The organism is Variovorax sp. HW608 (genome assembly GCF_900090195.1).
GTDB lineage: Bacteria > Pseudomonadota > Gammaproteobacteria > Burkholderiales > Burkholderiaceae_C > Variovorax.
Genome location: NZ_LT607803.1, coordinates 1,225,785 through 1,243,972, shown reverse-complemented (window position 1 = coordinate 1,243,972; position 18,188 = coordinate 1,225,785). Strand labels below are relative to the sequence as shown.

General features: G+C 65.7%; 14 protein-coding genes. 8 read left to right on the top strand and 6 right to left on the bottom strand.

The genetic code is table 11. From position 1 onward, the window contains the following. Positions 1–33: 33 nt before the first annotated feature. Both VAR608DRAFT_RS05690 and VAR608DRAFT_RS05685 read right to left on the bottom strand, forming a co-directional pair. Entirely contained in the window at positions 34–960 is a 927-nt protein-coding gene (locus VAR608DRAFT_RS05690; RefSeq protein WP_088953174.1) for an amidohydrolase family protein, read from the bottom strand. A gap of 44 nt (positions 961–1,004) precedes the next feature. Next, positions 1,005–1,982, bottom strand: coding sequence for a Bug family tripartite tricarboxylate transporter substrate binding protein (locus tag VAR608DRAFT_RS05685; protein ID WP_088953173.1), 978 nt, complete (start codon positions 1,980–1,982; stop codon positions 1,005–1,007). 92 nt (positions 1,983–2,074) lie between these two features. Here VAR608DRAFT_RS05685 and VAR608DRAFT_RS05680 point away from each other — a divergent pair, with 92 nt between their 5' ends. Beyond that, positions 2,075–3,007, top strand: coding sequence for a LysR family transcriptional regulator (locus tag VAR608DRAFT_RS05680; RefSeq protein WP_088953172.1), 933 nt, complete (start codon positions 2,075–2,077; stop codon positions 3,005–3,007). 126 nt (positions 3,008–3,133) lie between these two features. Here VAR608DRAFT_RS05680 and prpF read toward each other — a convergent pair whose 3' ends face one another. Next, on the bottom strand, positions 3,134–4,330 hold the full coding sequence (prpF, locus tag VAR608DRAFT_RS05675; protein ID WP_088953171.1) for a 2-methylaconitate cis-trans isomerase PrpF: 1,197 nt from the start codon (positions 4,328–4,330) through the stop codon (positions 3,134–3,136). After that, positions 4,327–5,394 (bottom strand): lactonase family protein, encoded by a 1,068-nt coding sequence (locus VAR608DRAFT_RS05670; protein WP_157730664.1) that lies wholly within the window; start codon positions 5,392–5,394, stop codon positions 4,327–4,329. Before VAR608DRAFT_RS05670 ends, prpF begins: the two co-directional genes overlap by 4 nt. Before the next feature lie 108 nt (positions 5,395–5,502). Between VAR608DRAFT_RS05670 and VAR608DRAFT_RS05665 the strand changes: the two genes are divergently transcribed. The 4 genes from VAR608DRAFT_RS05665 to acnA all read left to right on the top strand — a co-directional run bounded on the left by VAR608DRAFT_RS05665 (position 5,503) and on the right by acnA (position 11,526). Next, a complete protein-coding gene (locus tag VAR608DRAFT_RS05665) occupies positions 5,503–6,486 on the top strand; it encodes a Bug family tripartite tricarboxylate transporter substrate binding protein (protein WP_088953169.1) in 984 nt (327 codons plus the stop codon). A gap of 47 nt (positions 6,487–6,533) precedes the next feature. Next, positions 6,534–7,451: a GntR family transcriptional regulator gene (locus VAR608DRAFT_RS05660; protein ID WP_231973262.1), complete on the top strand. Its 918-nt coding sequence runs from the start codon at positions 6,534–6,536 to the stop codon at positions 7,449–7,451. Between the two features lie 209 nt (positions 7,452–7,660). Beyond that, positions 7,661–8,659, top strand: a complete 999-nt coding sequence (locus VAR608DRAFT_RS05655; RefSeq protein ID WP_088953167.1) for a tripartite tricarboxylate transporter substrate binding protein — start codon at positions 7,661–7,663, stop codon at positions 8,657–8,659. Between the two features lie 83 nt (positions 8,660–8,742). Continuing rightward, complete coding sequence (gene acnA, locus VAR608DRAFT_RS05650; RefSeq protein WP_088953166.1) at positions 8,743–11,526, top strand: aconitate hydratase AcnA; 2,784 nt, start codon at positions 8,743–8,745, stop codon at positions 11,524–11,526. A gap of 4 nt (positions 11,527–11,530) precedes the next feature. Here acnA and VAR608DRAFT_RS05645 read toward each other — a convergent pair whose 3' ends face one another. Further along, on the bottom strand, positions 11,531–13,330 hold the full coding sequence (locus VAR608DRAFT_RS05645) for a sulfatase-like hydrolase/transferase (protein WP_197700478.1): 1,800 nt from the start codon (positions 13,328–13,330) through the stop codon (positions 11,531–11,533). Between the two features lie 160 nt (positions 13,331–13,490). Next, entirely contained in the window at positions 13,491–15,272 is a 1,782-nt protein-coding gene (ilvB, locus tag VAR608DRAFT_RS05640; RefSeq protein ID WP_088953165.1) for a biosynthetic-type acetolactate synthase large subunit, read from the bottom strand. Between the two features lie 121 nt (positions 15,273–15,393). Between ilvB and VAR608DRAFT_RS05635 the strand changes: the two genes are divergently transcribed. From VAR608DRAFT_RS05635 to VAR608DRAFT_RS05625, 3 genes are read left to right on the top strand one after another with little or no spacing between them, the layout of a single operon-like run. Next, on the top strand, positions 15,394–15,831 hold the full coding sequence (locus tag VAR608DRAFT_RS05635) for an Lrp/AsnC family transcriptional regulator (protein ID WP_088958625.1): 438 nt from the start codon (positions 15,394–15,396) through the stop codon (positions 15,829–15,831). Positions 15,832–15,869: 38 nt separating this feature from the next. Further along, positions 15,870–16,508, top strand: a complete 639-nt coding sequence (locus VAR608DRAFT_RS05630; protein WP_088958626.1) for a 2Fe-2S iron-sulfur cluster-binding protein — start codon at positions 15,870–15,872, stop codon at positions 16,506–16,508. A 17-nt stretch (positions 16,509–16,525) separates the two neighbouring features. Next, entirely contained in the window at positions 16,526–18,187 is a 1,662-nt protein-coding gene (locus tag VAR608DRAFT_RS05625; RefSeq protein ID WP_088953164.1) for an FAD-binding protein, read from the top strand. Position 18,188: the final 1 nt, after the last annotated feature.

The following is an 18,188-nucleotide window of genomic DNA, read 5'->3' as shown; positions in this document are numbered from 1 at the left end:
CGCAGGCCACCTGGGGCGCGCGCGGGTTGGGCTTCAGACCGCCAAGCGACGGAAAACACGCTCGGCATTGCCTCGTTCGATCGCCATCCGAAGATCGGGGCCAAGCTCGAACTTGTCCAGCAGTCCGGCAAAGTGCAAGGAGCGCTCCTTGGGCGCATAGGGCCAATCGCTGCCGAAGAAGACGTGGCTCGGATCCGCGAACGCCAGCAAGGATGGCAGTGCATAGGGACTGCTGGCCAGGGCGGTGTCGAAGTAGAAGCGGCGCAGGTTCTCGATGCCCCGCGCCGAGTCGCCGTCCGGCGAACACATGCGCGCGATCCTTTCGGCTGCATAGGGAATGAAGCCGCCCCCATGCGACAGGATGATCTTCACGTTGGGATAGCGCTCCAGCCAAGCTCGCCTGGCCATGTTGATTCCGGCGCGAGTCGTGTCGAGCAGGAAGTCGGCGGCAAAGGGCGGTATGCCGGGTACCGCCGGCGCAGGCAGTTCGGAGGGATGAACAAAGACGACCGCCTTCCTTCGTTCCAGCTCCTCCATCAGCGGTTCGATCGATGCGTCTCCCAGGTAGACGCCCCGGACGTTCGTGAGAAGCACCACTCCATCCGCACCCAGTACATCCAAGGCATGGGCGGCTTCCGCCAAGGCGCCATCGACGTCGGGCAGCGTCAGGGTCGCAAAAAAGCCGAATCTGCCCGGATGCTGCCGAACAGCATCCGCCGCGAACTCGTTGACCAGGCGCGCCATGCTTCGGGCCGCTCCATCGTCGCCGAGATGCACGCCGGGCGTGGACACGGACAGGATGCCCGTCTCGATCCTTGCGCTTTCCATGAGATCCAGCGCACCCTCTGCGCTCCACTTCGGAATGGGAAGGCCGCCGGCGGTGACGCCCTGCTGGTCGAGCCAGGCGGCATAGGCTGGGGGAACGATGTGCTGGTGGGTGTCAATGCGACCTTTGGTCATGTTCGAGATCCTTACTAAGTGAGGTGGAGCGCTTCGCAATGGAGTCACTCCGGCGTCAAGCCGGCTTGCCTGACCGCGCGGGCCAGCTTGGCCTTTTCGGACTGGAGAAACTCACGAGCCTCCGTGGGCGAACCGCCGACCGGGTAGTTGGCGGTGTTCTGCAGCTTCTTGATCATGTCGGGCGACTTCAGCGCAGCGTTGACGGCCGCATTGATCTCCTGGATTCGCGCCTCTGGCGCGCCCTTGTTGGCGAACAGCATGAACCAGCCCGTCAGTTCCAGCCCCGGAACGGTGTCCCTGGCCAAGGGAAGTCCCTCCAGGCCTGGCAATGTTCTGTTGGCGGTGACGGCCAATGCGCGGATGCGGCCCGCCTTGACCATTGGCAACAAGGGTGCAATGCCGTCGACCGACATCGCCGTGTCGCCGGCAATGACCGACTGCAGGGCCTGACCGCTGGCATTCATGGCAACGTTGTTGAACTGGGTTCCCGTCATTTGTCCGAGCAGGACGCCCGCCAGATGAGGAATCGAGCCGCGGGCCGTGCTACCCAGTGCGACGCTGTCCGGTGCCGCCTTGGCCTGGGCGATGGCGTCGGCCAGCGACCTGGGGCCCTTGGCCGGGTTGGCGACAAACATCATCGGCGTGTCGGCAACGATGGCGATGGGTTCGAAGTCGGTGGCCAGGTCGAACTTCGCCGCGCGGTAGGTCAAGGGCGTCACCGTCGCGATCGCCGCGTGAACGAACAGGAGGGTGTTCGCACGAGCAGCGGGCGCGGACCTGGCTGCCATGACGGCGATGATGCCGCCCGCGCCGGGTTTGTTCTCGACGATGAAGGGCTGCCCGAGCCGCTGCTGCAGTTCGTCACTGAGCAATCGAGCCACGATGTCCGGCGCACTTCCGGCGGCGGCTGGCACGACCATGATCATGGGCGTGCCCGAGGCCGGGGCCTGGGCATGCCCCGCGCCGTGGAATGTCATCACGATGGCCGCGAGTGCCGCGGCCCGACCCATCAGCCTGAACATGGGCGTGTCTCCGTCTTGTAGATCTGGAGCGAAGCGTAGGCTGGAGGGGAGTTCCTGAATAGCGCAAATCGCGCAACTCTAAAATCCATGCCATGGATATCAGGGCGGTCGATCTGAACCTGCTCCCGGTGCTGGATGCGCTGCTGAGGCATCGCAGCGTGACCCTGGCTGCGCGCGAGCTGAACATGAGCCAGTCAGCGCTGAGTACGGCGTTGCGGCGGCTGCGCGAACTCCTGGGCGATGAACTGTTCGTCCGCACTGGACGGGGACTTCATCCCACGTCGCGAGCCAGCGCGTTGAGCGAGCCCGTGGCGGAGATCCTGGAGCGTGTGCGCGACCGCATCCTGCAAAGCTCGACCTTCGATCCGCAAACGGCGAGGAGCGAGTTTCGGATCGCGCATTCGGACGTCGGGGCCTACGTGCTGTGGCCCCGGGTCGTTCGCGCCGTCCGCACCACGGCTCCCGGTGTCCGGCTCGTACTGAAGACGCTGAAGCAGTCGGAAATCGGGCCCGCTCTGGCGGAGGGGCAGGTGGACCTGGCCATCGGCAGCTACCCGGACCTTCCCGATTCCCTGTTTCAGCAGCGTCTCTTCGATCGTGACTATGTTGCGCTGGTGGCCGGCGGTCATCCGCTGGCGCACAAGACGCTGACGCTGCGCAGCTTTGCCGCGACGCCGCAGATCGTCGTGCGGGCAGCGTCCGGCGTGCAGGATCGAATCGAAGCCTGTCTGGCCAGCCACGGGCTTGTCCGCGCCGAATGTGTCGAGCTCCCCTCGTACCTGATGATCCCGCCGCTGCTGGAGGCGGGCGACTTCCTGGCCGTCGTGCCGGGCCAGTTGGCGGACGCCTTCTCGCGGCATGGCAGTTTGGTGACGCTGGCGCTGCCGATCCCCGTGCCCGCGTCCGTGATCCGCATGCATTGGCACCGGCGTTTCAGCGAAGATGCCGGCAACAAGTGGCTGCGCGACCTGATCGCGCAGGAATTCGGTGCCAGGCCGGTCCAGCGGCGACGGAGCCCGCGTTAGAGCAGTCGGTCGACGTGCTGATGCGTGTGAAACGAGGAACCTTCGCGCACCAGGTAGCAGCCTTCCATGGGGACATAGGGCGCGGTGAACTGGATTGCCTGGGAACGCAAGGGGTCGATGGCAATCTCACTTCTCTGTGTTCCAGCGCGCCGGAACGAAGACCTGCCCCTCCATGAGGCGCCTCGCGCTGCGGCTCATGAGAGCCTTGGTGACCGCCCACGTGCCATCCTGCTCGCAAGCGTGTGCACCAACCCGCAGCGTGCCGGAGGGATGGCCGAAGCGGATTTCGTCGTGGCGGCCGCCACCGAGTACGCGCGAGACGAGCGTTCCCGGAATGGCCGCAGCCACCGCAATGGCGACGGCGCCTGTGCCGGTCATGGCATGGTGCAACTTGCCCATCGAGAAGATGCGCGCGCACAGGTCCATGTCTTCGGGACGGACCGCCTTGCCGCTTGACGCCGTATAGCCAATGGGCGCAGCCACAAATGCCAGCTTCGGCGTGTGGGGGCGCTTCTCGGTCGCTTCCGCGGCGCTGGATGCGAGGCCCATTGCCACGGTTGCGTTGGCGCGGATGGCTTCGGCCTTCATCAGGAGCTCGGCATCCATGTTGACTTCGGGCTGCAATTCCGAGCCGCCGAGGCCAAGCGTTGCCGCATCCACGAAGATGGTCGGATTGCCGGCATTGATGAGGGTGGCCTCGATGACGCCCACACCCGGCACGTCGACCTTGTCGATCATGTTGCCCGTTGGGAACATGGCGCCGCCCTCGCCATCTTCATCAGCGCCTGGGTCCAGGAATTCCAGCTTGATTTCAGCCGCAGGGAAGGTCACGCCGTCGAGCTCGAAATCGCCAGTCTCCTGGACCTGTCCATCTTGCATGGGGACATGAGCGACGATTCTTTTCTGGATATTGGCTTGCCAGATGCGAACGACGGCGACACCGTTCCCAGGCGCAGAGACGAGCCCGCGCTCGATGGCGAAGGGCCCGACCGCCGAGGTGAGATTGCCGCAGTTGCCGCTCCAGTCGACCACCGGAGATTCGATGGCGACAGCGCCGAAGAGATAGTCGACGTCGCAGTCCTCACGGGTGCTCGGGCCAACGATGACCACCTTGCTGGTACTCGAGGTTGCGCCACCCATGCCGTCGATTTGCTTCCCGTACGCGTCCGGGCTCCCGGTGACGCGCAGCATGAGGGCATCGCGTGCCGCACCAGGTTGGCGGGCGGCTTCCGGAAGGTCATCCGGCGTGAAGAAGACGCCCTTGCTGGTGCCGCCGCGCATATAGGTCGCGCGAATGCCAGTCTGGGAAGCTTGCTTGCTCATGGGTTTCCTTTCGATGGATGGGCGAACGCGACGCACACGGGGCTGCCGGTGGTGGCCAGCGGTTCGACAAGGGAGGGGCCCGTCACGCAGACGATGGAGTCGGCATCTTCGTTCGCGACGCAGAGGGCGTCGCTGTGGGGCAGGGCAGAGATGAATCGGGGGACGGCGCCCTGAACCCGGGTCCAGGTCGGAGACGACAGCGCACCGCCGGTGGGACTGACGTCATAGCGCACGATGCTGCCGTGGCCGCGATTGCTCACCAGCAGGTGGCGTTCGTCACGGGACAGGGTGATGCCTGCGCCCGTGTTCTCGCCGGTGAAGCAATCGGGGACCGTCGTTGTGCGAGCAAGAGGCTCCAGGCGACCGGTTGCCGCGTCGAATCGTGCCCGCAGGACCTGGCTGGAAAGTTCCAGAACCACCCAGGCAATGACGCCGTCTGCGCGGAAAGCCAGGTGGCGGGGGCCGCTCCCCGGTGCCACTTCGAGCGTCGTCGCCAACCGCAATTCTCCGGTCGACTCGTTGATTGCGACGGTATGGAGGGCGTCGGCGCCCTTGTCTGGTACCAGGAGCCATTGACCCGAAGGGTCCAGGACGACCTGGTGAGGATGGGCGCCGCGCTGTTGGGTCCTGTGAGGGCCTGCTTTGGCCGGGAGTTCGAGGAGATGCGCCTTCGGCCCCAGGGAGCCATCCTCTCGAATCGGCAGGCTCACGACGCTGCCCGAAGCATAGTTGGCGACCACGACCCAGTGCCTCCCCGCGCTCATCGCCAGGTGCACGGGATTGGTTCCGCCAGTCGATTGCGTCCCCAGCCGAACAGGGCGGCCATCGACGTCGATCTTGAAGCTGCTGACTTCAGCACCGTCGCCATGAACGCAGTGCAACGAACTGCGCTCTTCGTCGAGCAGCAGATAGGACGGGTTCTCGCCGGCGGGAACCGTCCGCCTGTGGATCCATCGGCCGGCGCTCGACACATCGAAAACCTCCAGCCCGCGCCCCCGCGCGCTTCGGAGTGCGGTGGTCCTGCAGCCGACGTATGCGCGGTACGCGACGTCGGGATGGTCCAAATGCGGGATTGTCTCCATGGTTTGACCTGTCGTTGATTTGAATTATATGATTAGATTAGACAATCTGTTCTTCGACGCCGCCCCTTCGATTTCCCAGGAGACAACTTCATGAGCCACATCTCTCGTCGCGCGCTGCTGTGGGCAGGCGCCTCTGTCCTGCCCCTTGGCTTTGCCGGTCGCAGCTTTTCCCAAGAGAAATTCCCAACCAAGCCGGTCACACTCGTCGTTCCCCAGCCCGCTGGAGGCGACGCCGACGTGGTGTGTCGCAGCATCCAGACCAGGATGCAGGAGGTGCTGGGTCAGGCGGTCATCATCGACAACCGCGCTGGCGCAGGCGGCAACATCGGTACGACCCTCGGCGCCAAGGCGGCTCCTGACGGTTACACCGTGACTTTCGTGAATCAAGGGACCATGTCCCTGAACCCGTGGCTTTATCCGAACCCCGGCTACAAGGTTGAGAGCTTCGCCCCCGTGACCTGGCTGACCTCCATCGACCTGGTCATCGTGGCGCACCCTTCCGTGCCGGCGAAAAATTTGAAGGAGTTCCTGGAGTTGGCCAAGAAGGAACCGGGGAAGTTCACATACGGGACGGCGGGCAATGGCAGCGCCAATCACATCGCCGGGGAAATGCTCAAGTCGATGGCCAAGGTGGACATCACCCACGTGCCTTACAAAGGTGGTGCGCCGGCCATCGTCGCGCTGCTGGGCGGCGAAATCAGCACCGTCGTGGCATTTCCGCTTGCCGCACTACCTCATATCAAGGCGGGCAAACTCAAGGCCCTCGCCGTCACCGGCAGGAAGCGCGCGAAGGCGCTGCCGAACGTGCCGACGGTGGACGAAAGCGGGGTCAGCGGCTATGAATTCGCGTCCTGGATGGGGCTGACGGTCCCGAAGGGCACCCCCGACGCGGTAGTTCAGAAAATCCATGCCGCGGCCTCTGCCGCTCTGAAGGAGAAGGATGTCGCCGAGAAGCTGTCTGCCGGCATGACCGAGCCCGTTGGTTCGGGACCCAAGGAGTTCGCAGAGCTCATTCGGCGCGAAAACGAGCGCTGGTCGAAGCTCATCAAGCAGTACGGGATGAAGATTGACTGACCCGCACTCGTTCGAACCGGTGGCCTAGACTACGAGGGATGTCTTCTGTGAATGAAGTGGCCTCCGCCCCGGAACTGACCTCCCTGCAGCAACGCGTTGCCCGGGAAATCGTCGCTTTGGCGCGCCGGGACAACCGTGTCGCAGGGGACCATCTCCCGGAGATTCAGCTCGCGCAGCATATCGGCACGTCCCGCTCGCCGATTCAGGTGGCCCTCAGGCACCTGGCGCATCTCGGCGTCCTGCAGCAGGACGCCAATCGCGGATTCTTTCTGAGCGTCGATGCCAAGGACTGGGACGTTTCGGTGTCCAGCCTCTTGGCCACGGACGACCCCCTGTACCTTCGGATCGCGGAGGACCGTCAGTCGGAAAACCTGCCCGACGAGGTCACGGAAGCCGAATTGATGCGTCGGTATGGGGTGGCGCGCAGCACCCTGCGGAAGGTTCTGTCCCGGATCTCCGAGGAGGGCTGGATCGAGCAAAGCATGGGGCACGGGTGGCGCTTCCTGTCCATGATCGATTCCCCGGACGCCTATGAGGAGAGCTACCTCTTCCGGCAGTCCATCGAGCCGGGAGCCATCCTGGGCCCGTCCTTCAATTTCGTGCCGGCCGAGCTCAAGCAGCTCCGGCGCGAGCAGCAGCGAATCGTGGACGGGGGATTCCAGACGATGACCCCCATCGAGCTCTTCGAGGCAAACAGCCACTTCCACGAGACGATTGCCGAGTGGGGGCACAACCGTTTCGTCCTGCAGTCGGTGCGGCGAATCAATCAACTGCGCCGGCTGGTGGAATACCGCCAGGCCACCAAGCGAGGCCCCCGACTTACCCAGGCGGCAGAGCACCTGGCCATCCTGGACGCCATCGAGCGGCAGGACTTCATGCAAGCCGCCAACTTGATGCGGGCCCATTTGAACGGCGCGCGCCGCGGCAAGCTGCTCGACCCCTCCGTCTTCTCTCAAGCGGCCTGAGCGGGCCGCACCCCCTGAACCTTTGACCGCGCGGGCTTCATTGCCCGCCGGACGTCTGCACGCGCGAGCGTCGCGAGCAACTCGTTACGTGCGATCAGGGCTTACCCTCGATTATGATTGCCTAATCTAATCAGAAAATACAGTTTAGGCGCTGACGGGGATTCCGCTGTTTCGCGCCGCCCCTGGACAAGCAGTGAAGGAAAACATTCATGCGAATCAACGAGACGAAGAAGCAGTCTTTCGGTGCGGTGCGACGCGCACTGCTCGCCGCCACGGTGGCCGGTGCGGCCTGCGCCCCGGCATGGGCCGAGGCGCCGTATCCGAATCGTCCCATCAAGCTGGTCGTCGCCTTCGCGCCGGGCGGTGGCTCTGACTTCATCGCGCGCCTGGTCTCGCTGAGGCTTGGTGAAAAGCTGGGCCAGCCGGTCATCGTCGAAAACCGCCCGGGTGCGGGAGGCAACCTGGGCGCAAGCACGGCACTCAAGTCGCCGGCGGACGGCTACACGCTGTTCCTGGCTGCCGCCAGCTACACCGTGAACCCCGCGCTCTACAAGCTCACGTTCGACCCCATCAAGGACATCACTCCCATCGCGCAGTTGGCTCGCGGTCCGTTCCTCATCGCGGTGAATCCGGAAGTGCCGGCCAAGAACCTCAAGGACTTGGTGGCCCTGGCCAAGAAAGAGCCGAACAAGCTGAGCTATGCATCGGCTGGTACCGGGAGCATCGTGCACATTGCGACCGAGTACTTTCTCGATGCAACGGGTGCACAAATCATGCATGTACCTTACAAGGGCACGGCCCCTGCATTGACCGACACCATTGCAGGGCAGACCCAGGTGGTCTTCGGCACGGTCGCTTCCACGCTGCCATTTGCCAAGGCCGACAAACTCCGGGTACTGGCGGTGACGACTCCCAGCCGCCTGGCTGCATTGCCGGACGTACCTACGACCGCAGAGGCTGGATTCCCCAACTATTCGGTGACGAACTGGCACGGAATCATCGGTCCCAAGGGCATCCCGCAGGACATCGTCGCCAAGCTCAACAAGGCCATCAACGAGTCGCTTCACGCTCCAGAGATGGCCAAGGGCATGTCGTCGGACGGCCTCACGCCCGCAGGTGGCACCCCGGCCGAGTTCGGCAAGTTGCTCGCGGACGAGACAGCGCGTTGGCAGGCGCTCGTCACCAAGCGGAGCATCAAGGTCGACTAGGAAACTGCTCAGGGCGCGCTCGGGGCCTTGCGAGCGCGCCACAACTGAACCGCTCAGCACCGTCTCCCCCTTTAAGAAATCAGATGAAAACCGAACCCCAGATCAAGCAGCTTCCCGTGGCCAACCGGACGGTGCGCTATGTCCCCATCGCTGACGTGAGCGGCGTGGACCAGCTTCCCTTCTCCCTGCGCATCCTGCTGGAGAACCTTCTGCGCCAAGCGGCGACTCGTGGCGTGGACACCCAGGCAGAAGTCGATGCGCTTCTCGGCCGCAAGGTCGGCGCAGGCCTGAGCTTCTACCCGACACGCGTGTACGGCCAGGACATCCTTGGACAGGTCATGCTGGTGGACATGGCCGGCATGCGCGACGCCGTGGCAGAAGCCGGGGGCGATGCGTCGAAGGTCGGACCGAAGGTCCCGGTCGACGTCATCATCGACCACTCGCTTCAGGTCGACAGCTGGGCGTCCCCGATTGCTCGCAAGGTCAACCTGCAACGTGAATACGAACGCAATGGCGAGCGCTTTGCATTCCTGCGGTGGTGCAGCAGCAGCTTCGAGGGTGTGCGGATCGTCCCCCCGGGCAAGGGCATCATGCACCAGATTCACCTCGAGTACATCGGCAAGGTCGTCTGGATCGACAAGGACGCACAAGGCGAACTCGCGATTCCTGATACCTGCGTTGGCACCGACAGCCACACGCCGATGATCAACGGCCTGGGTGTTCTGGGTTGGGGCGTCGGCGGCATCGAAGCCGAGGCCGTGATGGTTGGCAAGCCCGTTGCGCTCGCCCTGCCCGAGGTGGTCGGCATCGAAGTCAAGGGCCAGCTGCGCGAAGGCGTGCTCCCTACCGACCTGGTTCTGGCCATCACGCAGCGCATGCGCGCGCAGGGCGTGGTCGGCAAGTTCGTCGAGTTCTTCGGTAATGGCCTGGAAGCCCTGCCTCCAGGCGACCGCGGGATGATTGCCAACATGGCGCCGGAATACGGGGCCACGGCCGTCTACTTCCCGATTGACGAGCGCACGATGGACTATCTGCGCATGACGGGCCGCGATGAAGCTCAGGTCGAGCTCGTCGAGGCCTACGCCAAGGCGCAAAAGCTCTGGCGCAGCGCGGAGACGCCGGCACCGGTCTTCGACACCGTCGTGGCCATCGACCTCGATGAAATCCGCCCGTGCCTGGCTGGCCCCCGCAACCCCGAGGACCATCTGCCCCTGGAAACAGTGCCCAGCGCGTTCGTGAAGCACTACCAGGAGATTGCCGGTCGGCCTCTCGACGCCAAGCATGTCGCTCCCGTGAAGGGCGAGCAGTTCTCCCTGCATGACGGCGACGTGCTCATCGCAGCTATCACCAGTTGCACGAACACCGCCAACCCCGTGAACATGATGGCCGCCGGCCTGGTCGCGAAGAAGGCGGTCGCCCTGGGTTTGAAGACCAAGCCGTGGGTGAAGACCTCCCTGGTGCCGGGCAGCCATGTGACGGCTGCGGTTCTGGAGAAGGCTGGCCTCCAGCAGTCACTGGATGCGCTCGGCTTCCACGTCGCCGGCTTTGGCTGCACGACCTGCAACGGCGGCTCAGGCCCGTTGCCGGAGCCCGTGGTCGACGCCATCGAAGCCGAGAAGCTTGTCGGCACCGCAGTGCTCTCCGGCAACCGCAACTTCGAAGGCCGCATCCATCCCAACGTTCGCGCCGCCTACCTCGGGTCGCCGGCGCTGGTCGTGGTCTATGCGCTCACCGGAACGTTGTCGGTCGATGTGACCCAAGAGCCCATCGGAACGGGCAGCAATGGCCAGCCCGTGTACCTGCGCGACATCTGGCCGACTTCGGTCGAAATCGCCAAGGCGGTCGACGGTGCCTACGAGCCGGAAATCTTCCGCCAGAAGTACGCGGACCTGTTCGAAGGCGGCGAGCCTTGGGACGCCCTGGCTGGAGAGCGCAGCGAGCGCTTCCCGTGGAATGACGCCAGCACCTATGTGCGCCGTCCTCCGTACTTCGAGGCCCTCTCGCGCGAGGCTGCGCCGGTCCAGGACATCACTGGCATGCGGCCCCTGGTCATCCTCGGCGATTCCGTGACGACCGACCACATCTCTCCGTCGGGCGCCATCAGCCTCGGGACGCCCGCCGCAGACTTCCTCCTCGAGAAGGGCATCGAGCGGCGCGACTTCAACAACTACACGACCCGGCGCGGCAACCACGATGTGGCGGTCCGTGCGACCTTCGCCAACATCCGGTTGCGCAACCGCATCGTGCCTGGCGTCGAGGGAGGCGAGACGAAGCTGATGCCCGAAGGCAGGCAGATGCGCGTATTCGAGGCTGCGCAGGAATACCTTCGCCGCCAGGTGCCGCTCGCGGTCATCGCCGGCAGGAACTACGGCTGCGGATCCTCGCGCGATTGGGCTGCCAAGGGCATTGCGTTGCTCGGCGTCAAGGCCGTGATTGCCGAGAGCTTCGAGCGCATCCATCGAACCAACCTGGTCGGCATGGGCGTGCTACCGCTGCAATTCGAAGCAGGTACGACGGCGGAATCGCTGGGCCTGGATGGCAGCGAAACCATTGACGTCAGGGCGCTGGCCCGGCAGCTGAAGGTTTCCGGTCGCATCGAAGCCATCGTGCGACGCGCCGACGGTTCCGTGACGGCCGTTCCTCTCATCATCCGTCTCGACACCGAAGAGGACGTGGACTACTGGCGTCACGGCGGCATCCTGCCGCTGGTGTGGCGCGACTACGTCTGCGGAAAGTCGCAAGAGCATGTTTCGCATTCGGCGCAGCGCATGCAGCCGGAAGCGGGTGGCGGCCCTCTGCACGAACTGCCTGATGCCATGCCCGGCAGCGAAGTGCCGAGCGCCAGCCAGGGCGTCTCCCTGGGCTAACTCATCAGACGTCCTTGCTCGCGTCGGTCGCGACCCATCCTCCGTCCACGTTGGGCGGCAGCATCTGGCCGATGTCTTCGCCGACCTCGGCATCGATGAGCCGGTTGAGCTTGTCGTTCATCTTCGCCAGGAGCTCGGCGTTCTTGGCGCGGTCCAGCGCAAGGTTGTGCAGCTCGTGGCGATCGTGCTCGAGGTCGTACAGCTCCACGTCGTTGAGTGCGAACAGGGCGTCCAGCGTCTCGGGACGGTTGTGCTGCTTGGGCGAGAAGTAGCGGCTGAACTGGTAGCGGCCGTCGAAGACCGCGCGGATGGCGCCGCGCTTGCCCAGGTCCGCCTTGAGTGCGCCGTCCTTGACTGCGGCCTTGACCTTGTCCTTGCCCTCGGGCTGCATCATGAGGGCCACGGCCTTCTGCATGAAGTCGCCGTCGAGGTAGGCGAACATGTTGTAGCAATAGAGGGCACCGTCGCGCACCGCGCCCTGGGATGCGGTTTCGGGCCGCGCCAGCAGCGGCGAGAAATCCTTGCCCGGCAGGCTCCGCGTGATCTCCCCTTTCTTGTCGGCGCCTGCGTTCGTCAGATTCACGAGCGTCGGCGCGATGTCCACGTGCGAGGTGACCGCCTGGCATCGCTTGCCGCCCGCATGGGCCGGGTGCACGACGATCAGCGGCACGTTGTTCTGCTCCCGATAGGCCGTCGCCCCTTTGCCGTGCAGCCGGTGCGCGCCGTCGAGGTCGCCGTGATCGGCGGTGAAGACCACCACCGTGTTGGAGGCCAGGCCCAGCGCGTCGAGTTCGTCGAGCAGCGCCACGATGTTGCGGTCCACGTCGCGCAGGCAGTTGAGGTAGTAGTTGTGACGCCGCCGCCAGCGCCATTCCTCGTCGGCGATGTGACCCACGAGACCGTCGTGCGACTTGATGTAGTCGGCGTGCGCGCGCGGCCGCCCGGGGGCATCGAGCGCCTGCCCATGGCTCGCCGGCAGGTCGAAGCGCCATTGCTTCTCGTACAGCGGGTCCGCGGGTTCGGGCCGGATGTGGCCGATCATGTTGCTGGCCTGCACCTTCTCGCCGGGGCGATCGGTGTCGAGGAACATGATGTCGTGCGGATTCACCAGGTTCACGGCGAGGAACCACGGCTTGCCCTGTGCGCCCAGTTCCCGGCCCTTGCCGCGCAGCCAGCTCACGCCCATGGCGGAAATGATGCCGTCGTGCAGGTAGCCGCCCTGGTCGTGCGCAATGATGTCGCCGACGCCGAAGTAGTCGCTGAAGCCGTAGGCCTCCATTTCCTGCGTGAAGATCTTGGTCGGTGAGCCGAGCTCGTTGACCGTCTCGAACTCCTTGGTCAGGTGCCACTTGCCCTTGTAGGCGGTGTAGTAGCCCGCGTCGCGCAGCATGTGGCCGACGGTGCGGATGTCGGGCGAGAGACTGCCGATCCAGGGGAAGTTGGTGTTGTCGAACATCTTCGTCTGCTGGATGTGCCGCCCGGTGTAGAGCACCGAACGCGAAGACGTGCAGACGCAGGAGTTGATGCGGTGGTTCTCGAACAGCGTGCCCTTGCCCAGCAGGCGCTCATGGCCCGGAAGACGGTAGCCGCGCGGCAGTTCGCCGGGGCGGAAGAGGCGCTCCTGGTCGGTCAGGATGAAGAGGATGTTGTACGGCCCCGAAGGCTCGCTCGCCGCCCTGGAAGGCGCTCCCTTGGGGGAGGCCGCCTCGGCTGCACCCGCGGCCAGGAGCGACGACGCGGCGGCACCGAGGCCGACGGACTTGAGCAGGTCGCGACGGCTGATGTCGGTAGGTCCCATCTTCATGTCTCCTCATCCCGGGCGCCGTAGCGCGTTCGCTTCGAATGTTCGAAGTCGAACACGACTGTTGAATCCAGTCAACGGCTACTTGTCCGCGCGCGCGTGAGCTCGCGGCGACCAAGGGTTTGGAGAGGCAAATGTGAATCGGACCATGCCGCTCGCCTTTTCACGACTCCTTCTCTTCATGCCAGCGGTCCTTGGCCAGCATCACTTCGTGATGGCCGGCGCCCGCGGGAATCATCGGAAAGCAGTTCTCCTCCGGCGCGACCTGCACGTCGAGGAAGAAGGGTCCGTCGAAGGCCAGGCATTCGGCCAGTGCGTCGTCCAGCTCGCGCGGGTCCGCGACGCGGCGCGCACCCCAGCCGAAGGCCTTCGCCAGCGCCACGAAGTCGGGCAGCGCGGCGTTCCAGCTGTGCGAGAGCCGGTTGCCGTGGTTCAGTTCCTGCCACTGGCGCACCATGCCCATGTAGCCGTTGTTGCTGAGCACCAGCTTGACCGGCGCCCGGTGCTGCACGGCGGTCGAGAGCTCCTGGATGTTCATCAGTACCGAGGCGTCGCCGCTCACGCACACCACGAGCGCATCGGGATGCGCCACCTGCGCGCCGATCGCCGCGGGAAGGCCGTAGCCCATGGTGCCCGCGCCGCCCGAGGTCAGCCAGCGCCGCGGCCGTTCGAATCGAAGATGCTGGGCCGCCCACATCTGATGCTGGCCGACATCGGTGGAGACGATCGCGTCGCGCCCGTCGAGCCGCGACTGCAGCGCGGCCATGAGCTGCTGCGGCACGATCTGGTCCGGTCGTGTGGCGAAGTCCAGGCAGCGCTCGCCGCGCCAGCGCGCGATGCGCTGCCACCACGGCGCGAGCCGGTCGGGCGCGAGGCCTTGCAGCTCGGGAAAATCCAGCAGGCCGTCCAGTACCTGGCCGCAGTCGCCCACGATCGGCACATCGACGCGCACCGTCTTGTGGATGCTGCCGGGATCGATGTCGATGTGGATCTTGCGCGCGTGCGGGCAGAACTCATCGAGCTTGCCGGTGACCCGGTCGTCGAAGCGCGCGCCGACGTTGACGACGAGGTCCGCCTCATGCATCGCGAGATTCGCTTCGAGCGTGCCGTGCATGCCGAGCATGCCAAGCCACTGCGGATCGGAAGCAGGGAAAGCGCCGAGCCCCATCAGGGTGAGCGTGCAAGGCGCGCCCGTCGCGCGCACCAGTCGCGTGAAGGCGGCGCACGCGTCGGGGCCCGAGTTCACCAGTCCGCCGCCGCCGTAGAACACCGGGCGCCGGGCGGTCGAGATCAGGTCGGCAGCGCGTTGCAGGCTGCCTCGTGGCACGGCCGGCTGCGCTGGCTTGACACGTGCACGCTTCGCATCAGCGGTCGGCATTCCGTCGGCCTGGGCCAGCTGAACGTCCTTGGGCACGTCGAGGAGCACCGGACCGGGCCGCCCGCTCTTTGCGATGGCGAGCGCCTGGCGCACCGCCTGCGGGATCTGCCCGGGCTTTCGCGCCTGAAAGCTCCACTTGGTCACGGGACGCGACATGCCCAGCGCGTCGCTTTCCTGGAAGGCGTTGGTCCCGATCACGCTGGTTGCGACCTGCCCGCTGATGACCAGCACCGGCACCGAATCGCTCATGGCATCGAGCAGGCCGGTGATGGTGTTGCCGACGCCGGGACCGGAGGTCACGAGCACCACGCCGACCTTGCCCGTCGTGCGTGCATAGCCCTCGGCGGCATGCACGGCGGCCTGCTCGTGGCGAACCAGGATGTGGGTGAGGCGCGGTTCTCCATGCAGCGCGTCGTACAGCGGCAGTGCCGCGCCGCCGGGGTAGCCGAAGAGCGTGTCGACGCCGCATTCGACCAGCGTGTCCAGCAGCCGCTCGGCGCCGTTGCGCAGGACCGCGGGGGCTTCCTCATGGCCGGGCGAAGCCGGCGTTCTCGTGGCGATTTCCATGCCACGATTCTTCTGGGATTGCCGCAGAATGTGCTTCGGAAATTCGGCAAAAAAGGAGTATTCCTTGAAGATTCAAAGGAAGAATCAAAAATCTGGCGAAGAATTTTTCGACAAGATCGACATGGCCATCCTGCGCATCCTGCTGCAGGATTCGCGGCGCTCGCTGCAGGACATCGGCGCCGAGGTCGGGCTGTCGGCCACCAGCTGCTGGAGCCGCATCAAGCGCCTGGAAAGCGAGGGCGTGATCCGGCGCTACACGATCGACGTCGACCCTGCGAGCATCGGCTACCGGGATTCGGTGATCGTGCAACTCACGCTCGAGAGCCACACCGACGAGACGCTCTACGAGTTCGGGCGCGTGCTGGCCACCATCCCCGAGATCCTGGAGGCCTACCTGGTGTCGGGCGACTACGACTACTACATCCGCATCGCGGTGCGCGACACGCGCGACTACGAGCGCCTGCTGCGCGAGAAGCTCTACAAGATCCCGGGCATCCGCCACAGCAAGTCGCACTTCGTGCTGCGGGTGCTGAAGGAGGCCAGCGTACCGATCGACTGAGCCGCTTGCGCAGGCTTCGCTGTACCATCGACCGCCAGATGGTAAGCCTCGTCGTCGAAGGCCGGGCGATCTCGGCACCGGCCACCAGTTCGATCCTGCAGGCCTTCGTGCAGGCCGGGGAGACGCTCGTCGAGGGCGTCGGATGCATGGGCCAGGGGGTGTGCGGCTCGTGCCGCGTGATGGTCCGGCGCGTCGGCCAAGAGGAAGTGAAGACCGAGCTGGCCTGCGAGACGGTGGTCGAAGATGGCATGCAAGTCGCGTTCCTCGATTACCTCACGCCTTCCACCCGCCACGTCTACCGCATCGAAGACATCGTCGACAGCTGGCAGGCGCCGCGCAAGTTGTTCGAACTCTTCCCCGAGGCGCCGCACTGCCGCCACTGCGGCGGCTGCGACCGCGCATGCCCCAAGGGGCTGGAGGTGCAACGCGGCGTGAACCTCGCGGTGGCGGGCGAACTGGGCGCTTCCGGCCAGGTCTTCGATGAGTGCTTCATGTGCAACCTCTGCACCGTGGCGTGTCCCGAGCACATCCGACCGAACCACCTGGGCTTGTTCGTGCGGCGCATGATCGCCAGTCTCTCGCTGCGGCCTGCCGACCTCATGCGGCGGCTCGAGCAGATCGAGCGCGGCGAGATGGCGATCGACTTCGACGCGCCGGGCGCGCGGCCGCCACGCTGACCGGGGCGCGGCGGACCATGACGGCCTCGATACCCTACGAAGAAGCGCGCCAGCGTTATCGGTCGGTCATGTCGTCGGGCATGGCGCCCACGCTTCGCAGCGACGGGGCACCGATCGAACAACTGCTCGAGAACTGGCACCCCGACCATGGAACGAACGCGCGCGTGGCATTGACCGTCGGCGTCAACCGGGGCGATCCGTGCCAGCCCGAACTCGCGCGGCAGCTCGAGGCCAATTCGCTCGTCGATGACATCGACCTCGCCGGCGCACAACTGGTGATGACCGACGTGCTGGTGATCGGTGGTGGCGGCGGCGGTTGTGCCGCGGCGCTGACCGCCGCGAAGCAGGGTGCGAAGGTCATCCTCGCCACCAAGCTGCGCCTGGGCGACAGCAACACGGTCATGGCCGAGGGCGGCATCCAGGCCGCGGTGGGCGCGGACGACAGCCCGCAGCTTCACTTCGAGGACACCTTGCGCGCCGGCCACTTCTGCGCCGATCCCGAGCTGGTGGCGCAGATGGTGATGGATGGCCCGGACGTGATCCGCTGGCTCATCCAGCTCGGCATGTCGTTCGACCTCGAGGAGGGAGGCCCCTTCGGCGGCCGGTTGCTGCGCAGGAAGCCGGGTGGTGCGTCGGCGGCGCGCATCCACTCGTACCGCGACTACACCGGGCTCGAGATGATGCGGGTGTTGCGCGAGGCGGTGGACCTCGATCCCGGGATCGAGGTGTGGAACCGTTGCCCGACGGTGGAGCTGCTGTCCGACGAACACGGACGATGCGCCGGCGCGGTGATCTACAACCTCGAGTGGCGCAGCTTCGTCATGGTGCGGGCGCGGTCGGTGATCCTCGCGACGGGCGGGGCGGGCCGCTTGCACCTCAACCGCTTCCCGACTTCTAACCACTATGGGGCCACCGCCGACGGACTGGTGCTCGCCTACCGCATGGGTGCCCGGCTGCGCGAGCTCGATTCGTTCCAGTACCACCCGACCGGCATCGCCTATCCTCCGCACCTTGCGGGCGGACTGATCTCCGAAGCCGCGCGCTCCGCGGGGGCGAAGCTGATCAACGGAGAGGGGGAGCGCTTCATCGACGAACTCCAGGCCCGCGACGTGGTCGCCTCCGCCATCCTGCGTGAATGCGGCGAGGGCCGGGGCATCGAACGCGACGGCCAGGTCGGCGTCTTCCTCGACACGCCGACGCTCGAGCGGGAGAACCCGGGCATCCTGCAGCAGCGCCTCGTGACGCTGCGGCATCTCGCCCGCAAGTGCGGTCACGATCCGGCCGAGGAGCCCTTCCTCGTCTACCCGACGCTGCACTATCAGAACGGCGGCGTCGCGATCGACAGGCACGGCGCCACCGGCGTCGCGGGCCTCTACTGCGTGGGCGAGCTGAGCGGAGGCATCCACGGCCGCAACCGGCTGATGGGCAATGCGCTGCGCGACATCCTGAGCATGGGAAGGCGTGCCGGTGCGAAGGCGGCGGAGTCGGCGGGCAGCGTGATCACCGGGCGGGCCGGCATCGCACACGTCCATGCCTGGCAGCGCGAGCTGACCTTGGCGGGATTGCCGCTTCATGCCAGGTCGCCGCAACTCTTTCCCGACTATGCGCATTTCGACCTTCGCGCGGACGCGAGCATGCGGCCGAACGAGCGCGGACGCATGGTGGCTGGAGTCCGGTGAG

Coding starts and splice junctions, on each gene's coding strand:
- VAR608DRAFT_RS05690 (WP_088953174.1), bottom strand. CDS start 960: ATGACCAAAGGTCGCATTGACACCCACCAGCACATCGTTCCCCCAGCC.
- VAR608DRAFT_RS05685 (WP_088953173.1), bottom strand. CDS start 1,982: ATGTTCAGGCTGATGGGTCGGGCCGCGGCACTCGCGGCCATCGTGATG.
- VAR608DRAFT_RS05680 (WP_088953172.1), top strand. CDS start 2,075: ATGGATATCAGGGCGGTCGATCTGAACCTGCTCCCGGTGCTGGATGCG.
- prpF (WP_088953171.1), bottom strand. CDS start 4,330: ATGAGCAAGCAAGCTTCCCAGACTGGCATTCGCGCGACCTATATGCGC.
- VAR608DRAFT_RS05665 (WP_088953169.1), top strand. CDS start 5,503: ATGAGCCACATCTCTCGTCGCGCGCTGCTGTGGGCAGGCGCCTCTGTC.
- VAR608DRAFT_RS05655 (WP_088953167.1), top strand. CDS start 7,661: ATGCGAATCAACGAGACGAAGAAGCAGTCTTTCGGTGCGGTGCGACGC.
- acnA (WP_088953166.1), top strand. CDS start 8,743: ATGAAAACCGAACCCCAGATCAAGCAGCTTCCCGTGGCCAACCGGACG.
- VAR608DRAFT_RS05645 (WP_197700478.1), bottom strand. CDS start 13,330: ATGAAGATGGGACCTACCGACATCAGCCGTCGCGACCTGCTCAAGTCC.
- ilvB (WP_088953165.1), bottom strand. CDS start 15,272: ATGGAAATCGCCACGAGAACGCCGGCTTCGCCCGGCCATGAGGAAGCC.
- VAR608DRAFT_RS05635 (WP_088958625.1), top strand. CDS start 15,394: ATGGCCATCCTGCGCATCCTGCTGCAGGATTCGCGGCGCTCGCTGCAG.
- VAR608DRAFT_RS05630 (WP_088958626.1), top strand. CDS start 15,870: ATGGTAAGCCTCGTCGTCGAAGGCCGGGCGATCTCGGCACCGGCCACC.
- VAR608DRAFT_RS05625 (WP_088953164.1), top strand. CDS start 16,526: ATGACGGCCTCGATACCCTACGAAGAAGCGCGCCAGCGTTATCGGTCG.